The 18,762-nt window shown below is 36.5% G+C and carries 17 protein-coding genes and 1 riboswitch; of the genes, 14 read left to right on the forward strand and 3 right to left on the reverse strand.

From position 1 onward, the window contains the following. The first annotated feature begins 43 nt into the window (after positions 1-43). The 5 genes from NSQ89_RS01435 to NSQ89_RS01455 all read left to right on the forward strand — a co-directional run bounded on the left by NSQ89_RS01435 (position 44) and on the right by NSQ89_RS01455 (position 5,955). Positions 44-1,711: a sensor histidine kinase gene (locus NSQ89_RS01435; RefSeq protein WP_082138449.1), complete on the forward strand. Its 1,668-nt coding sequence runs from the start codon at positions 44-46 to the stop codon at positions 1,709-1,711. Then, positions 1,708-2,436 (forward strand): LytR/AlgR family response regulator transcription factor, encoded by a 729-nt coding sequence (locus tag NSQ89_RS01440; protein ID WP_047944662.1) that lies wholly within the window; start codon positions 1,708-1,710, stop codon positions 2,434-2,436. Before NSQ89_RS01435 ends, NSQ89_RS01440 begins: the two co-directional genes overlap by 4 nt. Before the next feature lie 150 nt (positions 2,437-2,586). Further along, positions 2,587-3,819 carry an L-lactate MFS transporter gene (locus NSQ89_RS01445; protein ID WP_095259212.1) on the forward strand — a complete coding sequence of 411 codons (1,233 nt, stop codon included), beginning with the start codon at positions 2,587-2,589 and terminating at the stop codon, positions 3,817-3,819. A 346-nt stretch (positions 3,820-4,165) separates the two neighbouring features. Continuing rightward, on the forward strand, positions 4,166-4,822 hold the full coding sequence (locus NSQ89_RS01450) for a 5-bromo-4-chloroindolyl phosphate hydrolysis family protein (protein WP_341132129.1): 657 nt from the start codon (positions 4,166-4,168) through the stop codon (positions 4,820-4,822). Continuing rightward, the gene (locus tag NSQ89_RS01455) at positions 4,819-5,955 is read left to right on the forward strand and encodes a toxic anion resistance protein (protein ID WP_341132130.1); all 1,137 of its coding nucleotides are present in this window, start codon (positions 4,819-4,821) and stop codon (positions 5,953-5,955) included. Before NSQ89_RS01450 ends, NSQ89_RS01455 begins: the two co-directional genes overlap by 4 nt. A gap of 701 nt (positions 5,956-6,656) precedes the next feature. On the opposite strand, the gene NSQ89_RS01460 is transcribed toward NSQ89_RS01455, so the two are convergent. Beyond that, positions 6,657-7,742, reverse strand: a complete 1,086-nt coding sequence (locus NSQ89_RS01460; RefSeq protein WP_341132131.1) for a sensor histidine kinase — start codon at positions 7,740-7,742, stop codon at positions 6,657-6,659. A gap of 1 nt (position 7,743) precedes the next feature. Beyond that, positions 7,744-8,430, reverse strand: coding sequence for a response regulator transcription factor (locus tag NSQ89_RS01465; protein WP_095259215.1), 687 nt, complete (start codon positions 8,428-8,430; stop codon positions 7,744-7,746). 205 nt (positions 8,431-8,635) lie between these two features. On the opposite strand from NSQ89_RS01465, the gene NSQ89_RS01470 reads away from it, so the two are divergent. The 3 genes from NSQ89_RS01470 (at position 8,636) to NSQ89_RS01480 (ending at position 10,714) form a co-directional block, all read left to right on the forward strand. After that, entirely contained in the window at positions 8,636-9,640 is a 1,005-nt protein-coding gene (locus tag NSQ89_RS01470; RefSeq protein ID WP_336045457.1) for a DJ-1/PfpI family protein, read from the forward strand. 188 nt (positions 9,641-9,828) lie between these two features. Next, complete coding sequence (locus tag NSQ89_RS01475) at positions 9,829-10,047, forward strand: hypothetical protein (protein WP_336045458.1); 219 nt, start codon at positions 9,829-9,831, stop codon at positions 10,045-10,047. Positions 10,048-10,090: 43 nt separating this feature from the next. Continuing rightward, complete coding sequence (locus NSQ89_RS01480) at positions 10,091-10,714, forward strand: DUF2306 domain-containing protein (protein ID WP_095259217.1); 624 nt, start codon at positions 10,091-10,093, stop codon at positions 10,712-10,714. 850 nt (positions 10,715-11,564) lie between these two features. Here the strand turns inward: NSQ89_RS01480 and NSQ89_RS01485 are convergent. After that, entirely contained in the window at positions 11,565-12,053 is a 489-nt protein-coding gene (locus NSQ89_RS01485) for a QueT transporter family protein (RefSeq protein ID WP_095259218.1), read from the reverse strand. A 6-nt stretch (positions 12,054-12,059) separates the two neighbouring features. Beyond that, positions 12,060-12,104: riboswitch (PreQ1 riboswitch) on the reverse strand. A gap of 359 nt (positions 12,105-12,463) precedes the next feature. Here NSQ89_RS01485 and NSQ89_RS01490 point away from each other — a divergent pair. The 6 genes from NSQ89_RS01490 (at position 12,464) to NSQ89_RS01515 (ending at position 18,104) form a co-directional block, all read left to right on the forward strand. Then, positions 12,464-13,474, forward strand: coding sequence for an efflux RND transporter periplasmic adaptor subunit (locus NSQ89_RS01490; protein ID WP_095323080.1), 1,011 nt, complete (start codon positions 12,464-12,466; stop codon positions 13,472-13,474). Continuing rightward, the gene (locus NSQ89_RS01495) at positions 13,471-14,172 is read left to right on the forward strand and encodes an ABC transporter ATP-binding protein (protein WP_047944656.1); all 702 of its coding nucleotides are present in this window, start codon (positions 13,471-13,473) and stop codon (positions 14,170-14,172) included. The genes NSQ89_RS01490 and NSQ89_RS01495 overlap by 4 nt, the downstream gene beginning before the upstream one ends. Continuing rightward, a complete protein-coding gene (locus tag NSQ89_RS01500; protein ID WP_341132132.1) occupies positions 14,169-15,347 on the forward strand; it encodes an ABC transporter permease in 1,179 nt (392 codons plus the stop codon). The genes NSQ89_RS01495 and NSQ89_RS01500 overlap by 4 nt, the downstream gene beginning before the upstream one ends. A 102-nt stretch (positions 15,348-15,449) precedes the next feature. Beyond that, positions 15,450-16,139 (forward strand): response regulator transcription factor, encoded by a 690-nt coding sequence (locus NSQ89_RS01505; protein WP_047944654.1) that lies wholly within the window; start codon positions 15,450-15,452, stop codon positions 16,137-16,139. Continuing rightward, entirely contained in the window at positions 16,078-17,562 is a 1,485-nt protein-coding gene (locus NSQ89_RS01510; RefSeq protein ID WP_176473301.1) for a HAMP domain-containing sensor histidine kinase, read from the forward strand. Before NSQ89_RS01505 ends, NSQ89_RS01510 begins: the two co-directional genes overlap by 62 nt. Positions 17,563-17,582: 20 nt before the next feature. Then, on the forward strand, positions 17,583-18,104 hold the full coding sequence (locus tag NSQ89_RS01515) for an acyl-CoA thioesterase (RefSeq protein WP_047944652.1): 522 nt from the start codon (positions 17,583-17,585) through the stop codon (positions 18,102-18,104). The last annotated feature ends 658 nt before the right edge of the window (positions 18,105-18,762 follow it).

The following is an 18,762-nucleotide window of genomic DNA, read 5'->3' on the forward strand; positions in this document are numbered from 1 at the left end:
ATTAAAATACACCAAAGACTGCTGAACACAAGGAGGAAGAAAAATGAACTCTTCCCTAGAATTGCAAATGCTCATTCAATTATTTGAACGAGCTGCCCTTTTACTCATTACTTTATTTTTTATGACAAGAGTACCGAAGTTTAAAGAGACCTTGCAAAAGGATCATCACTCGCCAACAGAGCTGACGTTAATTACACTAATATTTTGTGCCTTCGCTCTATTTGGAACCTATTCGGGAATTCAAGTAGAAGGTTCGATTGTCAACATCCGCACAATTGCCATTATGTCAGGTGGTATCTTGTTTGGCCCATGGGTTGGAATTGTGACCGGAATTGTTTCCGGCGTACATCGTTATTTAATTGACATTGGTGGCGTAACCTCTATTCCTTGTTTAATTACAAGTATTTTAGCAGGGATTGTATCTGGTTATATTCACCTTCGTGTGAAAAAGAGTAGTCGCTGGATTTATGGAATAGTTGCTGGAATGCTATGTGAAATGCTAACAATGATTTTGATATTATTTATGGCAGATCCTTTCGACTTAGGAATAGATATTGTTTCGATTATTGCTTTACCGATGATTTTAGGACAAGGGAGCATTGGGCTAATTGTCTTGATGATTGCCAGCGTAGAAGGAGAAAAGGAAAGAATCGCGGCACAGCAGGCACAGCTGGCCCTTAATATTGCGAATAAGACCTTGCCTTATTTTCGTTCTATTAATGGGAATTCTTTGCGAACTATTTGTACCATTATAAAAGAAGATATTCAAGCAGACGCAGTAGCTATTACGGATACTAAAGATGTTCTTGCATATGTAGGGTTTGGGGAGGAAAAATATAAGATCGGCCAAGAGATTATCAGTGATTTAACGAAAGAGACCATTCGAAGTGGCAAGATTACGATTCGGAATAATATTGCCGATCATCATACTCCGCAAATTCATTGTTTATTAATTATTCCGTTAGAGGAAAGAGGGATTGTAACCGGTACTCTAAAAATTTACTACCGAAAAGCTTATACAATTACCAATACATTGCAAACAATGGCAATTGGATTGGCGCAAATTATCTCAACCCTTATGGAAGTATCGCGAGTGGAGCAAATGAAAGAGGAAGCAAATAAGGCCGAACTGAAAGCACTACAAACAAAAATTAATCCCCATTTCTTATTTAATGCGCTAAACGCAATTGCATCCACAACCCGTCGCGATCCTGAAAAAGCACGAGAATTAATTATTAATTTATCGGGGTATATGCGCTATAACTTAGAGGTTGGAGAAGAACTTATTGATATCCAGCTCGCACTTAAGCAAGTAAGAGACTATATTCAAATTGAAAAGGCTCGTTTCGGGAACCGCCTGCAAGTGAACTATGAGATAGATGATATACATATTAAACTTCCGAGTCTTCTCATCCAGCCATTGGTCGAAAATGCGGTTGTACATGGAATTTTAAAGCGAAAAGGTCCTGGAGTTGTAACGATATCAGTCAAAGATTTAGGAGAGACAGTAAGGGTTAGTGTGCGAGATACTGGAGAAGGGATTGCTCAGGAGGTAATTGATCGTTTAGCGAAAGAAGAGGTATCCTCCAAACAAATCGGTTTAACAAATGTCCATCAACGAGTAAAATTAATGTATGGAACCGGTTTAAACATTCGTAGATTAGAGCCAGGTACGGAAGTTTATTTTGACATAACGAAGGAGATAGCATGAAGGCAATAATAGTAGAGGATGAAATTCCAGCAAAAGAAGAGTTAGAATATTTAATTCAAACCCATAGCAAAATTGATATTGTCGCCACTTTTGAAGATGGCTTAGATGTGCTTAAATTTTTGCAAGCAGAAGAAGTGGATGCCATTTTCCTGGATATTAATATACCTTCTTTAGATGGGATGCTTTTGGCAAGCAATATTAGTAAATTTGCGAAAAAGCCTTATATCATTTTTACAACTGCTTATAAAGAGCATGCAGCACAAGCATTTGAATTAGAGGCATTTGATTATATTCTTAAGCCGTATGAAGAAAAGCGGATTGCCGCAATGCTGGCAAAATTAGAAGCAGCTTTCCAAAAAGCAAGCGGTGGAGAAGAAGAAATTACGACAGAAATAAATCGTCGGATAAACTTGCGTAAAAATGAAAATATCATTGTGACAGATGTCAATGATATTTATTATGCAGAAGCGAGCGAAAAAGTAACATTAGTTTATACGAAGACAGATGAATATATGATGCCAATGAGTATCTCTGATTTTCATGATAAATTGCCGCAGGATACCTTTTTCCGCTGTCATCGCTCCTACACTGTGAATCTTTCAAAAATCCATGAAATTGTCCCATGGTTTAACCATACTTATCTGGTGAGGTTAAAGGATATTAAGGCCGAAATTCCTGTAAGCAGAAGCAAAGCCAAAGCATTTCGACAAATTATGCATCTATAAATACCATTCATTCCGAATAAAGGGCATTTCATTCTGATACCGGTTTCAAAAATGTTTCAGGCGGTATAATTTAACTATCAAAAGAAAGCATAAACAACCTTTTATAGTAAAAAATACTGTTTATAAACCGAGTAGAAAGAGGAGATCGGAATGAAAGAACGAAATGGCAATCGCTTGCTGATAGTTATTGGTACCATTATTGTGCAAATGGGATTAGGAACAATATACACATGGAGCTTGTTCAATCAACCTCTTGTTGATAAATTTGGATGGGATTTGAGCGCAACGGCTATCACTTTTTCCATTACTAGTTTTGCGCTTGCCTTCGCAACCCTTTTTGCCGGGAAAATTCAAGATAAATGGGGACTCCGCCGCTTAATTGCCTGTGCCGGAATCATGCTAGGTGGAGGATTAATGGTTACTTCACAAGTATCTTCTTTATGGATGCTTTATCTTGTAGCAGGTGTTTTTGTAGGTTTTGCAGACGGAACTGCGTACATCACGTCTTTATCTAATTTAATTAAATGGTTCCCTGAGAAAAAAGGATTAATTTCTGGTATCTCTGTAGGAGCATATGGAACCGGCAGCTTAGTTTTTAAATATATTAATACAAGCTTAATCGCAGCTTATGGTGTTTCAACAGCCTTCTTAATTTGGGGAATTATTGCTTTAGCAATGGTTGTCGGCGGATCATTCCTTTTAAAAGAAGCACAGGAAGTAGAAACAACTACAACTTCTTTAGCACCAGAGCAAAAGAATTATACAGTGAAAGAAATGCTAAAAACAAAGCAAGCATATTTACTCTTTGTTATTTTCTTTACCGCATGTATGAGTGGATTATACTTAATCGGTATTGTAAAAGATATTGGTGTCAGTCTAGCGAATCTAGATGTGGCGACAGCTGCCAATGCCGTTGCTTTAGTAGCGATATTCAATACAATCGGTCGTATTATTCTTGGAGCATTGTCTGACAAAGTAGGTCGTATAAAAGTAGTATCTGGAACATTAGTCGTAACAGCGGCAGCGGTCACTGTATTAAATGTAGTTCCATTAAGCTATCCATTATTCTTTGCTTGTGTAGCCGCAATTGCATTTTGTTTCGGAGGCGTTATCACCGTATATCCGGCTATTATCGCTGATTTCTTTGGACTGAAAAATCAAAGTAAAAACTATGGTGTAATCTATCAAGGCTTTGGATTTGGAGCTTTGGCTGGATCGATGATTGCAGCAGTACTCGGAGGATTCCATGCGACCTTTACAGTCATATCTGTTTTATGTGTCGTTTCCTTTATCATTACTTTAATCATAAAGCCGCCACATATGAAGCTGCAGCCAAAAGAACCAAAACAGCCGCAGCCTAGACTTGCAAATCGCCTTGGATAAGATAGCAAGAAAAGGACCCCGTAAATGGTAAATTCCATTTACGGGTTTTTTGCTGTAAAATAGTTGTTTCCACATCTATCCAATAAAAGAGAAAACATGAAACATGAGCCTAGATTTGATAGAATAAAAGCATCAAATCATTTTTTTATGCTTTTCCACATACACATAATGTAAGGACACATAACAAAATACGTCTTTAGTCGTAGAAAAGATTCCATTTAAGGTCTATAGCAAGAAGGAACTTGGTTACGTTAAAATAGAAGTAAATAAATCATCGATTTTTGAAACAAAAGCTGAAATGAAACGTATAAAAAATAAAGGAATACGAAGGCAGGAGTCGATTATAGTGAACTCATTTTTAATGTTTTTAGTACGAACAGGCATTTCTTTTCCTGTAGGTGCTTTAACATGGCTAATCAGTTATGTGGCATTTGACCAATATTTTATCCCATCTGTTCTATATGGAGCTGCGGCAACGGGAGTTTCTTATTTCATCACAGATGGAGTAATTAAACATCAATTAATGGTAAGGCAAGGTTTATCAAGGAAAGAATATAAATTTATTCAAACACAGCTAAAGGAAGCGAATGAGAAAATTAGTCGATTAAATCGACATGTTTTTGCTATCCGTCACTTTCCTTCTTTTAAGCAAAGAATCGATTTAATGAGAGTAACAAAGAAAATCTACCGATTAACGAAGGAAGAGCCGCGCCGTTTCTATAAAGCAGAGAAATTCTATTATTCGCATTTAGATTCATTAGTGGAAATCGCAGAAAAGTATGCCCTTTTATCTGCCCAGCCGAAGAAAAACAGAGCACTGCAGGCAACTTTAAATGATACAAGAAGAACATTAGAGCAGCTTTCTAGAACGCTGGAAGACGATCTTCATGGCATCCTATCAGATGATATTGATGATCTGCATTTTGAATTAGATGTAGTAAAGCATATTTCTAATAAGGAGAAGGACACTGATTTGTTAGATGAAAGCAGGCGGACTAAATGACAGATGAACGACAAATGAAAAACATTACAGATGATTATTTCTCCGATCCTTTAGGAGAAAGCAATAATTTGTTCATGCAAAAAGGCGAAACAGCTGAAACTGTTCGCCTTATTGATGTTTTATCTCCAGAAAATCAAAAACGAGCATATGAACTAGCCAATAAACTAGATCCAAGCAATCACCGTACGATGATTGCTTACGGGGCAGCAGCGCAGAAAAAATTACTTTCTTTTTCCCATACAATGATTGAGCATGTGCAGCGCAAAGATGTTGGGGAAGTCGGGGATATCGTTAGTGATTTAATGGAAAAATTAAATGAAATCAATCCTGATGAATTACGAGTAGAAAAGAAGGGCTTTTTCCGCCGATTATTTAGCAAGCCTTCCAAAAGTGTCCATGAAGTTCTATCAAATTATCAAAAGGCAAGTGCCCAAATAGATCGGATGAGTGTGCGTCTCGAACGCAGTAAAAACGTATTGACTGCAGATATTCATTTATTAGAACAGCTTTATGAACATAATAAAACTTATTTTGAAGATTTAAATGTATATATTGCTGCAGCGGAAATGAAATACGAAGAAATGACGAAAAAGCTTATTCCGGAGCAAAAAAAACTTGCAGAAGAGTCCGGTGATCGAATGAAACTGCAAGAGGTCAATGATTTAATTCATTTTGCGGAATTACTAGAAAAACGTATTTATGATTTAAAAGTCAGCAGAGAAATTACCATACAAACAGCTCCACAAATCCGTTTGATTCAACATACGAACCGTACGGTTATTGATAAAATCCAGTCGTCGATCATGACATCCATCCCATTATGGAGAAACCAAGTTTCCATTGCTTTAACGCTTTTAAGGCAGCGTCATGCGATTGAAACACAAGCAAAACTGAATACAAGCAGAATGGATGCCAACGCAAAAGAGATGGTACAAATCGCCAAGGAAAACCGTCCCGCAATGGTCGAAATCGATTCGCTAAAAGAAACACAGCATAAACTGATGAGCTCATTAGAAGAGACACTACATATCCAAGAAGAAGGAAAACAGAAACGTAATCAAGCAGAACAAGAGATTACGGAAAGAGAAGGTAATTTAAAACAAGTGTTAGATACGGTTGACAGTAGGTATTAAAAAAACTAGATATACGGAATTTTGTTCCTTTTTTATGGAGACCAACCACATGAAATATAAAACTAATAAGTAGACCAAATAGCATACGATTTGGTCTTTTCTTCTGCCAAAAGCGTAGTAAACTGACTAGGAAAGTTAATGAAAAAGGATATATACATATTCATAGCGAGGTTGAACTTATATGTCGTAATCCCACTTTATTAAGTGAGAAACCAGCAGGGATGAACTTTGAAGGATTATATAAAATTATTCCACACTAACTCAGCACTTGTAACGATTACTGATGTCGGTAACAACAACTTAGACAATGAGATAGTCACTGATTTATTGGAGATAGCTGATCATCTATTCATTGTTCTTGAGTTAGCCAAGTAGGCTCTATTCCAGTGATAATAGACTTCATGTAGCTTTGAAATAATGTTTGATTAAAAAATGTTATTGACTCCTTATTTAACAACGCAAACAAAAAATCCAATTTGAAGAAAGATTGATCAAAATGGATTTTCTTTTAATAACTATGTTAAATTTTTTTATAAGAAAGTTTGATAGCTATTTATTCTACTATCGCACCCATTTGTTGAATATTTTAATAACTATTTATAATCCGGTTTACTGCTAGTTTGATGGTAAACCAAAATATTTGTTAGAAAGAGCATCTAGAGAAAAGGAATCAGTTAATAATGATTGCTAAATAAGTCTTTTCAAGTATTGGAATAGAAAGAACTGTTTGCCAAGGGTATCCAGCCACTTAGGATTGCACCACCGTCTAAATGGTTACCTGCGACAAGGTTACCTTTATGTTGCGTAATAATTCTCTTTGAAATCGTCATTCCCAGCCCAATGCCCCCAGTTAAACGATTTCTCGATGCTTCCCCACGATATAATGGTTCAAAAACTCGTTGAAGCTCATCGGAAGAGAAGCCCTCACCTGTATCTTTAATAGTAAAGGCCGCATTGTTATCACTCTTATAGCACTCTACAAAAATCTTCCCATGACAAGGTGTATGTCTGACCGCATTATCCAATAAATTGTTTATGGATCGCTCCAATAAGTGTGAATCACCAAGGACCACAAACTCTTCGCCAAATTGGTTTATAATGATCGATATATGCTTCTGTTTAGCTAGCTGGCTAAAGTTGTCAATCGAATTCTGTATAACAATTGAAAGGTCTACCATATTTTCCTTGAATTCTATCTCCAATAATTCTGTCTTTGTAAATGTGAAAAGGTCTTCAACAAGTCGGTCCAATTGTACAGACTTCTCCTTACAAACCTGCAGATACTTTGCTTGTTTTTCAGGGGAGTCAGCAATACCTTGTTCTAAACCTTCCAAATAGCCCCGTAAGGCAAATAATGGTGTCTGTAAATCATGCGCAACAGCAGCAATCACAAATCTTCGTTCATTTTCTAATTCTACCTGTTTCTTAAATGATTTTTTCAAACTATCTACCATCACATGAAAACCGTCATGGACTTCAGCAATTTCTGAAATCTTTGAGGAAGGTAACTGGATATCCAAATCTCCTTCTGCAATCTGTCTAACACTTACGCTCATTTTCTCCAAAGGAATGAGAATATATCTCCGCATTGCATCGGCAACAATTAAAAAGGCTAATAGTAGACCAGTGATTATTGCAATAATTTGAGTCATTTTTGAATTGGCTTGAATGCCAAGATTGAACGATTTTGTTTCAAGAAAATGCCCCCCCACATAAAATATCCATGGGAAAATTAAGATAATAAATAAGCAGAGAATGGTGAACTTACGAATACGAATATTTTTCATTTTACTCTCCTTTGAAACGATAGCCAATACCCCATACGTTGACGATAAATTGCGGATCATTCGGATCAGCTTCAATTTTCTCCCGTAGTCGGCTTAAATGTACACGAATTGTATGTTTATCACCAATTCCCTCCCAAAATTTTTTAAGTAATTGGTCGTAAGAAAATACAAATTTCGGATGTTCTGCAAACAATTGCAGCAAATCATACTCTTTTGGTGTTAGTGAGATGGACTGCCCTTCTACAAAAACTTCTCTTGTTGACAAATCCAACAAAAGCCTTCCATAATCCAAGACCTTTCTCTTCAATTCTTGCTGAGAACTGGAGCGCCTTAATACAGCCTTCACTCTTGCAACAATCTCACCCGGAGAAGCAGTTTTGACTATATAATCGTCTCCACCAAGTGCTAAGCCGCGAATCTTATCTACATCATCACTTAAAGCACTCAAAAAAAGAATCGGTACGTTGCTTTCCATACGAATTTGCCGACATAGCTCAAAACCATTTTGTCCGGGCATCATTACATCAAGAACAATGCAATCAATAACATTTTGCTCCAGTAGGACAAGTGCCTGAGTAGTGTCATTAGCAGTATTTACATAAAAGCCTTCATTCTCTAAGAAATCCCTCAATAGATCGACAATGCTTTTATCATCGTCAACAACTAGAATCGTATGTACTTCCTTCACGAAAATCCACCTCTCCTTATATACCACCATCTAAAAACGAATCTCACAATTAAATTCTATTCTAGTTTATCATTTTTTCTTTTTAAAATAATGTTTTGTGGGGGATTGTGATTATTTTGTGATTGTTTTATACCATCTTTTGAGATATTCAAAGGATATTCTTTCCTTATCGGTCTAAATTCTATTTTTAACGGAGGAAATATGTATGCATATCCAAATTGTGTTGTTTGATGGATTTGATTTATTAGACGCTATTGCACCTTATGAAGTGTTTACTGCTGCTGCAATGTACTCAAACGAGGAAGTAATTGTTAAACTTGTATCTGCTGACGGCGAGCGTTTGGTGACAAGCGGCGTAAATCATTTACAAGTTCAAGCCAGTGATAAACTTGATTTAAGCCATAAAGGAATCATTCTTATTCCTGGAGCATCTGGGTCTGTTCATGATAATGGACCAGATTCGGTGCCATTTAAGTTAAAACAAGCAATGGAAACGGAATTAAATCATTTATTAAAAGAAGCCATGACGAAGCCAGATATTTTGCTAACCACAGTTTGCGGTGGCTCTTGCCTATTAGCTATGAGTGGTTTATTAGAGGGACGGCATGCCGTTACCCATCATATGGGAATGGAACTTTTAAGTGCCACAGGTGCTATTCCAGTTCATGCACGAGTCGTTGATGATAGTAATCTCATCACTGGGGGTGGTGTTACATCTGGATTAGATGTTGCCCTTTACTTAGTTGAACAAGAGTTAGGCTCCCAAATTGCACATGCTGTTGAGCAATTATTTGAATACGAACGAAGGGGGACTGTTTGGAAAGCTAAAGGAAATGTCCCTAATGTAAGTAAGCATGAAAATCAAGATGAAGAAACAAGAAAATCTTCCACTATTCAATCTTATGAAATATGGAATTTTCCAGGAAAATGGGATACCATCATTTCCACCCCTATAGGAAAGCTTCCTGTATTAATAGATATATCTACTAATGATGGACAAATAGTCGGAACTGCAAAGCAAGGAAAAGAGATTGTCCCTTTAGACAACCCTTTTCTTGTAGGAAATCAGTTAAAGTGGTCAATGAAAGTAACGAAACCTATGAACCTTACTTTAAAGTTTAGTGTTTCAATAGATGGAAACCAAATGGTGGGTGAGGCGAAGGCTGGTATGCTTCCTTCTTCAAAAGTAATTGGACATCGTCTTGATTAAAAGGAAATATAACTATGTATTTATTCCTTGTATTTATTCTTGTTAGGAAGCTTCCTTACTTTACCTTTTATCATTCATATGATTTTTTCTCGTACGGGCTATGAATAAAAAACAGTCCTTAAAACGACTTTGAACTTTATACGAAAAGTCATTATGCATTAGTTCTTTTGATAATTTCAGGAGGATGAATGCCCTTTGGTTATTCATCTTATCCTTCAATCTTATGGGCAGGGATTGCAATCGTGCTGCTTGTCCTGATTGGCGGCGCGATTGCAATGATACATAGAAAACTGAAAAAGATTATTCTTTCAAAGTACCTTGAGAAGAAATTAATAGAAAATGTCTCAAAGATAAATGGTATAGCTGGATTACCTTCCTATTCATCATGGTCGCTGTTTTTATTATGACTAATCGCAGTTTATTTCCTAAACAGCAATGGAGGAAGAGCTAATGAAAAAATTCATTCGAATAGCCATTTTAATCATCCCAAGCCTATGGATACTTCATACATTGTCTAAGAATTTTATGGTTGATCCTACTTTTGAAAAATTTATTTCTAGAAAGGATCTTATTCTGACAAATAAATCCCTATGGATAGTAATGATTCGTATTCATATTTTGCTGGCTATTATTGCACTGTTCACTGGCCCATTAGGTGTGATAAAAAGAATACGCATAAAGTCTATCAAGTTTCACCGTTGGAATGGACGATTATATGTCCTGTCTATCATTTTAAATTTTATTCCCGGAGTTTATGTCTCTTTCTTTGCAACAGGGGGATGGCTAAGTACAATCGGGTTTCTAATTTTAAATACATTATGGCTCAGTACAACTATACTAGGGTTTTGGTATATCAAGAGAAAAAAAGTAATCCTACACAGTCAATGGATCATGCGAAGTTTTTTTCTTTCCTTTGCGAATATGACTATTTATATAATCGTAGCCATTACTCATAATGCATTGAATATTTCCTATGGAAATGCCTATACGATATCAGTCTGGTTATGTTGGATTCTTAATCTTTTAATTGCAGAGATAACAATTAAAAAAAATATACTTAATGGAAAGAATTGATTGTAAAAAAAATCATATGCTAAACTGCATCATTTTAATTCAAAACTGGCATATGCAGTCCTCATATAGTTTTTTCTCTAATTCCGCAAAAGGATCTTATATTACTAAAGAGGTCGTCAATAGTAGTTGACCTCTTTAGTAATTCTTAAAAACTTGTTAGTCGGTTCAAATTTTAATACAAGAGATACTTCAGAATCATATGTTTTTTTGTGTGAAATCCTCCGTTTAAATTGTCTTTTTATATATTGTTCAAGTAAAAAACAAGATTTAGTGAAAAAAACAAACTTTATGATACTTCTAGTATTCTTAATAAAGATATATATTTTACAGGGAAATTAAATTATTAATTTTTCTATAAATGAACATTTATTCTTTGTAATTTTTGATGTCTCAGTGGCTGATAATAGGCGCTTTCTAAATTTTCATTTAGATATTTTCACACTTGAAACTCTGTTTGGTTCTCATACTTACTGCGGAACTTTGCCTCCTTTATAAGGTATAAATGAAGAGTCTGCTACTAGTAAATCCAATAGTGCCCTTGCTTGTTATTTATTTAAGTATAAAAATACAGAAATGGAATGTGATATTCCTATTTTATGGAACAAGGTTATTCTATGGAAAAGCCTTCAGAGATAATAGTTGAATTAATGGTTGAAGGTAAAGAAGTAAATGGGGTCAAAGTTGGAAGTTTATCGGAATTAATAGTTGAAATATAAATTCTAGTTAACGGATAATTGATTAAGAAAATAAACAAAGAATGATTGGATTATATTTCATATAGAATAAAAGTGATAAAACGAAAAAAGGTCAAAATAATCTTAAGGAGCAAGATTATTTTGATCTCTTTTAGTTAATCCATTAACTTCCCAAAGGAAATACGTTTATTTAAGAAATGCATAATAGGTATACCGATTGCCATGACAACAAATTCACCAATAGCTGTTGTTCCCCAAGTGATTAAGAAAGGGAACCCAAGTGCAAGATGCAATTGATAGGCAATAATAAACATATTAAAAGTAAATACAAGAGTGTTAATAATCATTCGTAGAAGATAACTCTTAACAAACTTGCTTATACCAATTGTGATTAACAAGCAAATAATAGAATGAGCAACTCCGAAAGTTAAATCATATAACTTAATAGTTGAAAGGAATAAGTTTGCTAAAAATACTCCTACTACAATTCCATAAATATATTTTTTGTTAAATACAACAAGATGATTAAATAATTCCGAAACACGATATTGAATGCTGCCAAAAGCAATCGGCGCAATCGCAATCGTAACAGCGACATACAATGCAGCCACTAAACCGTTCATCGCAAGTGTTTTTGTTTTCATTTTTTCTCTCCCTTAGTTTTTTTACGTGGGATGGTCTCGAACCACGTTATCCAATAACTTTCACACAATAAGTTATCATATAATAGGAGGTCTATGTTCGTCAATGGAATTTTATCCCGTGATGTTTGGAGGGATAAGGTTGGACGATTAGAGAGGTATCGGATTAATTGGATATTAATGAATAAAAGCGGAGAAAGTTAACAGAGAATCCGCCTCTATTCCCACAAACAAGCAGAAAAGCAACAGAGCCGAATCCCCTGCCCCCAAAAAACAAAATTGTAAAATCTATAAAAAAATTTCTCCCTGACTTCTTCCTGACACATAACTCTTTTATTCTATTACTTGTAAACAGCAAGACAATGAATCAAGTAAATTCATTAAAATAGAATAGAAAGAGGTTGAAGCAAAAAATGAAGAAAAGTATAAAGAAGTGGATTATTAGTGGAGTAACAGTTTTGGTAATAGGGACGGGGATTGGCTCTTATTATTATTTTAGCAATGATAATCAAACCGAAGTAAGAGCACAGGCTAGAACGCAGACAGCAACAGCAGAAGCTGGTGATGTTGAAATAGAGGTAAGTGGTACCGGAAGCATTGCAGCTATCAATAAAGAGACTTTCACTGCTGAAGGGAATGCAACGGTAGACGAGGTGTTAGTCGAAGCAGGGGATAAGGTGGAAGAAGGCGATGAGCTAGTAACGTTCGAGAATGATACGCTCGACCCAATTGTTGCAACTTTTTCTGGTGAAATCACAGCCCTAAATGTAGAGGAAGATGGCAATGTATCAATGGGAACAGAAATCGTTACCGTTACAGATTATGACAATCTAGAAATGGTAGTAAACGTAGATGAATTAGATATTTCGAAAGTAAAGGCTGGACAAGCTGTTAATGTAAAAGTGAGTGCATTGGAAGATAAAGAGTTTACTGGAAAAGTTACGAGTGTAGCAAAAGAAGCAAACAGTGACAGTACTAGTGTCGCAAAATATGCGGTTGCGGTGAAAATAACTAAGCCAAGTGGATTGCTGGTTGGGATGACAGCAGAAGCTACTATCACAACGGATAAAGCGGAAGATGTCGTGACGGTTCCTGTAGAAGCTGTACAAAAGGAAAATGATGAATATTATGTTCTAGTAGCAAATGGCACAAACACGAATGAAGATGGCACAAAGGAAACTGCCTCAACAAAACAAACGGTGGAAGTAGGATTACAAAATACTGAAGTTGCGGAGATTAAAAGTGGTTTAGAGGAAGGTACAACGGTAGTACTGCCAACATTTGAGTCATCAAGTGATAGTGAAGCACAAGGAATGTTCCCAGGTGGAGGCCAAATGCCAAATGGTGAAGGTAGAGGGCAAATGCCTGGAGGAGGCCAAGGCGGAGGAATGCCTGTTGGTGGGTTTGGAGGTAGAAATGAATGATAGAACAGCACGCAATTGTCGAAATAAAGAATGTCAAAAAGGAATATACACTTGGAGGAGAGACAGTAACGGCATTGGATAATGTAAGCTTTACAGTCAATAAAGGGGATTTTATTGCTATCATTGGGCCGTCTGGTTCAGGTAAATCAACGTTAATGAATATGATCGGTTGCTTGGATACCCCTGATTCTGGTGAATATTATTTGGACGGTCAAAATGTTTTTTCGTTAAAAAGCAAACAGTTAGCAGAAGTGAGAAATCATAAGATTGGCTTTATTTTTCAATCCTTTAACCTGCTAACAAAACAGTCTGCCTTTGAAAATGTGGAGCTGCCCTTGGTTTATCGAGGAATCGGAAGTAAGGAAAGAAAAGAAATTGCCATGCAGGCATTGAAAAAAGTAGGATTACTGGAAAGAGCGGGACATAAACCAACAGAATTATCTGGTGGACAGCAACAGCGCGTGGCCATTGCCCGAGCTCTTGCGGGGAATCCGCCAATCCTGCTTGCTGACGAGCCGACTGGAGCGTTAGACAGTAAGACAGGAGTCGAGGTAATGAATTTAATGAAAGACCTAAATAGACAAGGACATACCATAATTTTAATCACCCATGATTTACAAATCGCTAAACAGGCTAAGCGAGTTATTCGCATTCAAGATGGTCGCCTAGCAGAGACAAAGGAGGTAGTTGTCTCTTGAAATTAGGACAAGCAATCAAGATAGCTTTTAAAAATATAGCAATGAATAAATTAAGAGCAGTGCTTACCATGCTGGGTATTATCATTGGTGTGGCAGCGGTTATTGCTTTAACCTCATTAGGAATGGGAGCCTCCAATTCTGTTTCCGATGACATTGCCGGCTTAGGAACGACAACAGTTTCTGTGAATTTATCGGGAAACTCTAGTGAGGAAGAGGTTGTTGATTATGATGAACTAATGGCATTTACGGAATTTGACGAAGTAAAGGCTGTTTCACCAACAGTGACAACATCTAGTACGCTTAAAAATGGAACGACATCAAGCTCTGGAGTTACTGTTACAGGTGTTACTACTTCTTATGAAGAGGTACAGGATATTACTTTACAGTCAGGAAGAAATGTCATGGACATTGACTTGGATAATCGCAATAAAGTAGTGGTGCTGGGGTATAATATAGCATCCGAGTTATTTGGATTTACAAATCCAGTCGATAAAACCGTTCAAATTGATGGAACAACATATAAAGTAATCGGAGTACTTGCTGAAAAAGGGGAAGAGTTAACTGGATCTGTAGATGATTCTGTTCTCATTCCATTTACAACAGCACAACGCTTTATCGGTCAAACCTATGTAACTTCAGCAACAGTGCTTATGACGGATGAGGATTCAGTTGAAATGGGAATGGCAAAAATGAAGCAAGAATTATACAATCAGTTTGATGGAGATGAAACTTCTTATTCTGTGCGAAATCAATCATCTGTATCGGAGGCTCTCGATTCGGTTTCCAATACGATGACATTGTTATTAGCCGGCATAGCCAGCATTTCCTTAATCGTTGGTGGAATCGGAATTATGAATATCATGCTTGTTTCGGTTACAGAAAGAACAAGGGAAATTGGGATTAGAAAAGCGATAGGTGCTCGGAAAAAAGATATCATGCTCCAATTTTTAATTGAAGCCATTGTACTTAGTGCATTAGGCGGAATTTTAGGAGCAGCTATTGGAATCGCTAGTGCAGACATATTGTCGAGCACATTAGAGATGACTTCCCAGATTACGTGGTGGATCATCGGTGGTTCCGTTAGTTTCTCTGTATTAATTGGCATTATCTTTGGGATTTTTCCAGCGAACAAAGCATCTAACTTAAGTCCCCTTGAAGCATTAAGATATCAATAAGAGGAGTAGATCAGCTGGATAGAAGGCTGATCTATTTTTTCTCCTGATAATTATCGGTATAATGGATTTCATTAGTAAAAAATAAAGCATAAGGAAAAGATGATGAAAAAGATTCTAATTGTGGAAGATGAACTAGCAATTTCTATGGTTTTAGGAGCATATTTAGAAAATGCAGGCTATGATGTAGATTATGCTTATAATGGAGAAGAGGCTTTACAGAAGCTAGAGGAAGAAACTCCTGCCCTTATTCTATTAGATATTATGATGCCATATGTAGATGGCTGGAGCGTTCTTTCGTTTATTCGTAAGAAATCGGCATGTCCTGTTATTATGCTTACAGCTTTATCAGATACAGAGCAAAAACTAAAAGGGTTTGAAAATGGAGCGGATGATTATATTACCAAGCCGTTTGTAGGGGAGGAAGTCATCGCCCGTGTCCAAGCGGTACTAAGAAGATCCTCCCATTATCAAGAAGATGAGAGAGTGAAATACTATGGCGATTTAAAAATAAATTATGTCTCCCATCAAGTTTTTCTTAATGGAATTGAGGTTCCCTTCACTCCGCGAGATCTTTCTGTCTTTCTCTTTTTAGCAAGCAATCCAAATCAAACATTTACAAGGGATCAGCTTCTGGATCATGTATGGGGAAATGACTATGATGGAAGTGATCGGGCGGTTGATCTAGCGATTAAAAGAATAAGGAAATTATTAAATGGGTGGGATCCAAAAGATGGCGAAATTAAAACATTACGCGGATTGGGCTATCAATTTTATATTCAGGAAAAACAATAAAGAAAAAACGCCTCTTCTATATTATTGGACAAAAAGATATTTGCTGACATTATGTGGAGGTCTTTTGATTATCGGGATTATTTCAATTTTGTGGATTCGCCATAATGCTTTGGAAAATCGCTTAGAATTAACAAAATTAGTTGCCCAGGAAATAGCGGAGCATGCTAATGAAATGGGAGAAGGCAGATTGAAGGATATTCGTCTGCCATTTTTGCAGGATAGACAGAAGTTTATCAATGAAGGGCAGCCACTAGATGTTTTTCTAAAAGATGCTGCCGGTAATATACGCTCTATGAATCAGAACTTCCCACCAGACTCTCGCGAAAAACAGCAGCTAATTGAGTCTTTGCCCTTAGTCAGTGAATTAACGATTAAAAAGGTCACACTCTGGAATAATCAAAAAGCATCCGTTGTCATAGCACCTATTATTAAGGATGGGACGCCAACAGGTTCAGTCTATATTATTCAGCCGCATAATCAGCTACAGCATTTAAATAAAGAAGAATATCAATTACTGGGATTATTGCTTCTTAGTTTGGCGCTGCTAGGCTGGTTCGTTATTTATTCTTTATCTAAAAAGATGGCAAAGCCGGTTGAAGAGGTTGCCAACGCTGCTCAACAATTAATGAATGGTAACTATCATATTACATTAAATGAAGAAGTGCAGGAAAAAGAGTTACACCAATTGATGCTGTCTTTTAACGAAATGACTAAGCGGCTCTATGCATTGGAAAGTTTACGGACACAATTGCTCGCAGGAGTTACCCATGAATTAAAAACACCGATCACCTCTATCAGTGCTTTAATTCAAGCTGTCAATGACAATGTCATTCCAGAAAAGAAGAAAAGCCAATTTTTATCGATGAGTTTAAAGGAAGCTGGCAGACTGCAAAGCATGGTAGAGGATTTACTAGATTTTAATAGCTTTAGTGCTGGTTCAATTAAAGTGAATAAGGAAAAGCTGAATGTACAGGCGACTTTAAAAGAAATTATTTATCAATGGGAAATTGTCCATACGGACTCTTTGTCCTCTGCGAAACTTACCTTTATAAATCCAGAAAAGCCGATTTTCACCATGCTTGATAGTGTTCGTTTTCAACAAATTATCGTAAATTTATTAAATAATAGCTTACATGCTATCAAGGGGAAGCAGGGTGGAAAAATAACAATCCGTTTAACACATGATAATCAGAACATCAAAATTTTAGTAGAAGATAATGGCTATGGCATACCAGAAGAAGAACAGGCTTATATTTTTGAACGATTTTATCGAGGGAAAAATAAGAAAGATATCGAGCGTGGGCTCGGCTTAGGATTGCCATATAGTCTTCTCCTCGCAAAAGCACAGGGAGGACATTTATCTTTACAAAATTCAGATGGTAGATCTACAATATTTCTATTACAATTTCCAATACTTACTTAAAAAAAAGGGGGCTGTTCGGAATGACAGTTCAAGAAGAAAAATATTGCAAGGAATCATTAGTAGTAAAAACAAGCCGAATATTCCCAATTGATACAAATAATCATAATTCCTTATTTGGTGGGAAACTGATGAGTTATATAGATGATGTGGCCTCTATTTCTGCATCGAGACATTCAAGAAGCGATGTAGTCACAGCCTCAACGGACTCCGTTGATTTCCTGTTTCCTATTCGCCCGACAGATTCCGTATGTCTAGAATCCTATGTTACACATACAGGAAAATCATCGATGGAAGTTTTTGTGAAGGTAATAGCAGAAAATTTAAAAACAGGGGAAAGAAAGCTTGCTGCTACGTCTTTTTTAACCTTTGTTGCATTAGATGAGAACGGCAAGCCAAGACGGGTTCCTAAAGTAATCCCCCAGTCCGAGGAAGAAACTATGCTTTATAACACAGCAGAACAACGCGTAAAAATCCGTAAAGATAGAAGAGAGCATAGTAAAGCATTTGCAAGTGTTATTAGTACAGATATGCCTTGGGGATAAGTTGACCCTATTTTGGCTGATAACGATGTGAGTTTGGCTGATAAATGGTAAGTTTGGCTGATAAGTAATAGGGTTTGGCTGATAAGTAGTAAAGTTTGGCTGATAAATAGTAAAGTTTGGCTGATAAGCCGTAGAGTTTGGCTGATAAATGGTAAGTTTGGCTGATAAGTAGTAAAGTTTGGCTGATAAGTTGTAAGTTTGGCTGATAAGCCGTAGAGATTGGCTGATAAATCGTAAGTTTGGCTGATAAGTTGTAAGTTTGGCTGATAAGTTGTAAGTTTGGCTGATAAGCCGTAGAGATTGGCTGATAAATCGAAAAGTTTGGCTGATATCAGCCAAACTCAGACTCTCTACATTCAATTTGAGTGTAGAATTCTATTAATCTCAGAAAAAATGCTAAAAAATCACTAAAAAATCACTAAAACAACGATAAAATAGACAATTTGACAATGAAACTACCCCGTTTCCACCACACCCACAAAGCGAATGAGCTCCACTCAACCTCCCCATATTAGAAAGTAATGCCCAATCAATTGCTATCTTTCCTTTCATCCAATCCTCAAACTAAATTAAATTTCCCCCCAACAAATGTCCAATATGCTGAACAACCAATCATTCCTAATCATTTCGAAGTACGAAGAAAAGTGTCAGAATATAT

It is taken from the genome of Niallia sp. FSL R7-0648 (assembly GCF_038007005.1).
Taxonomy (GTDB): Bacteria; Bacillota; Bacilli; order Bacillales; family Cytobacillaceae; genus Niallia; species Niallia circulans.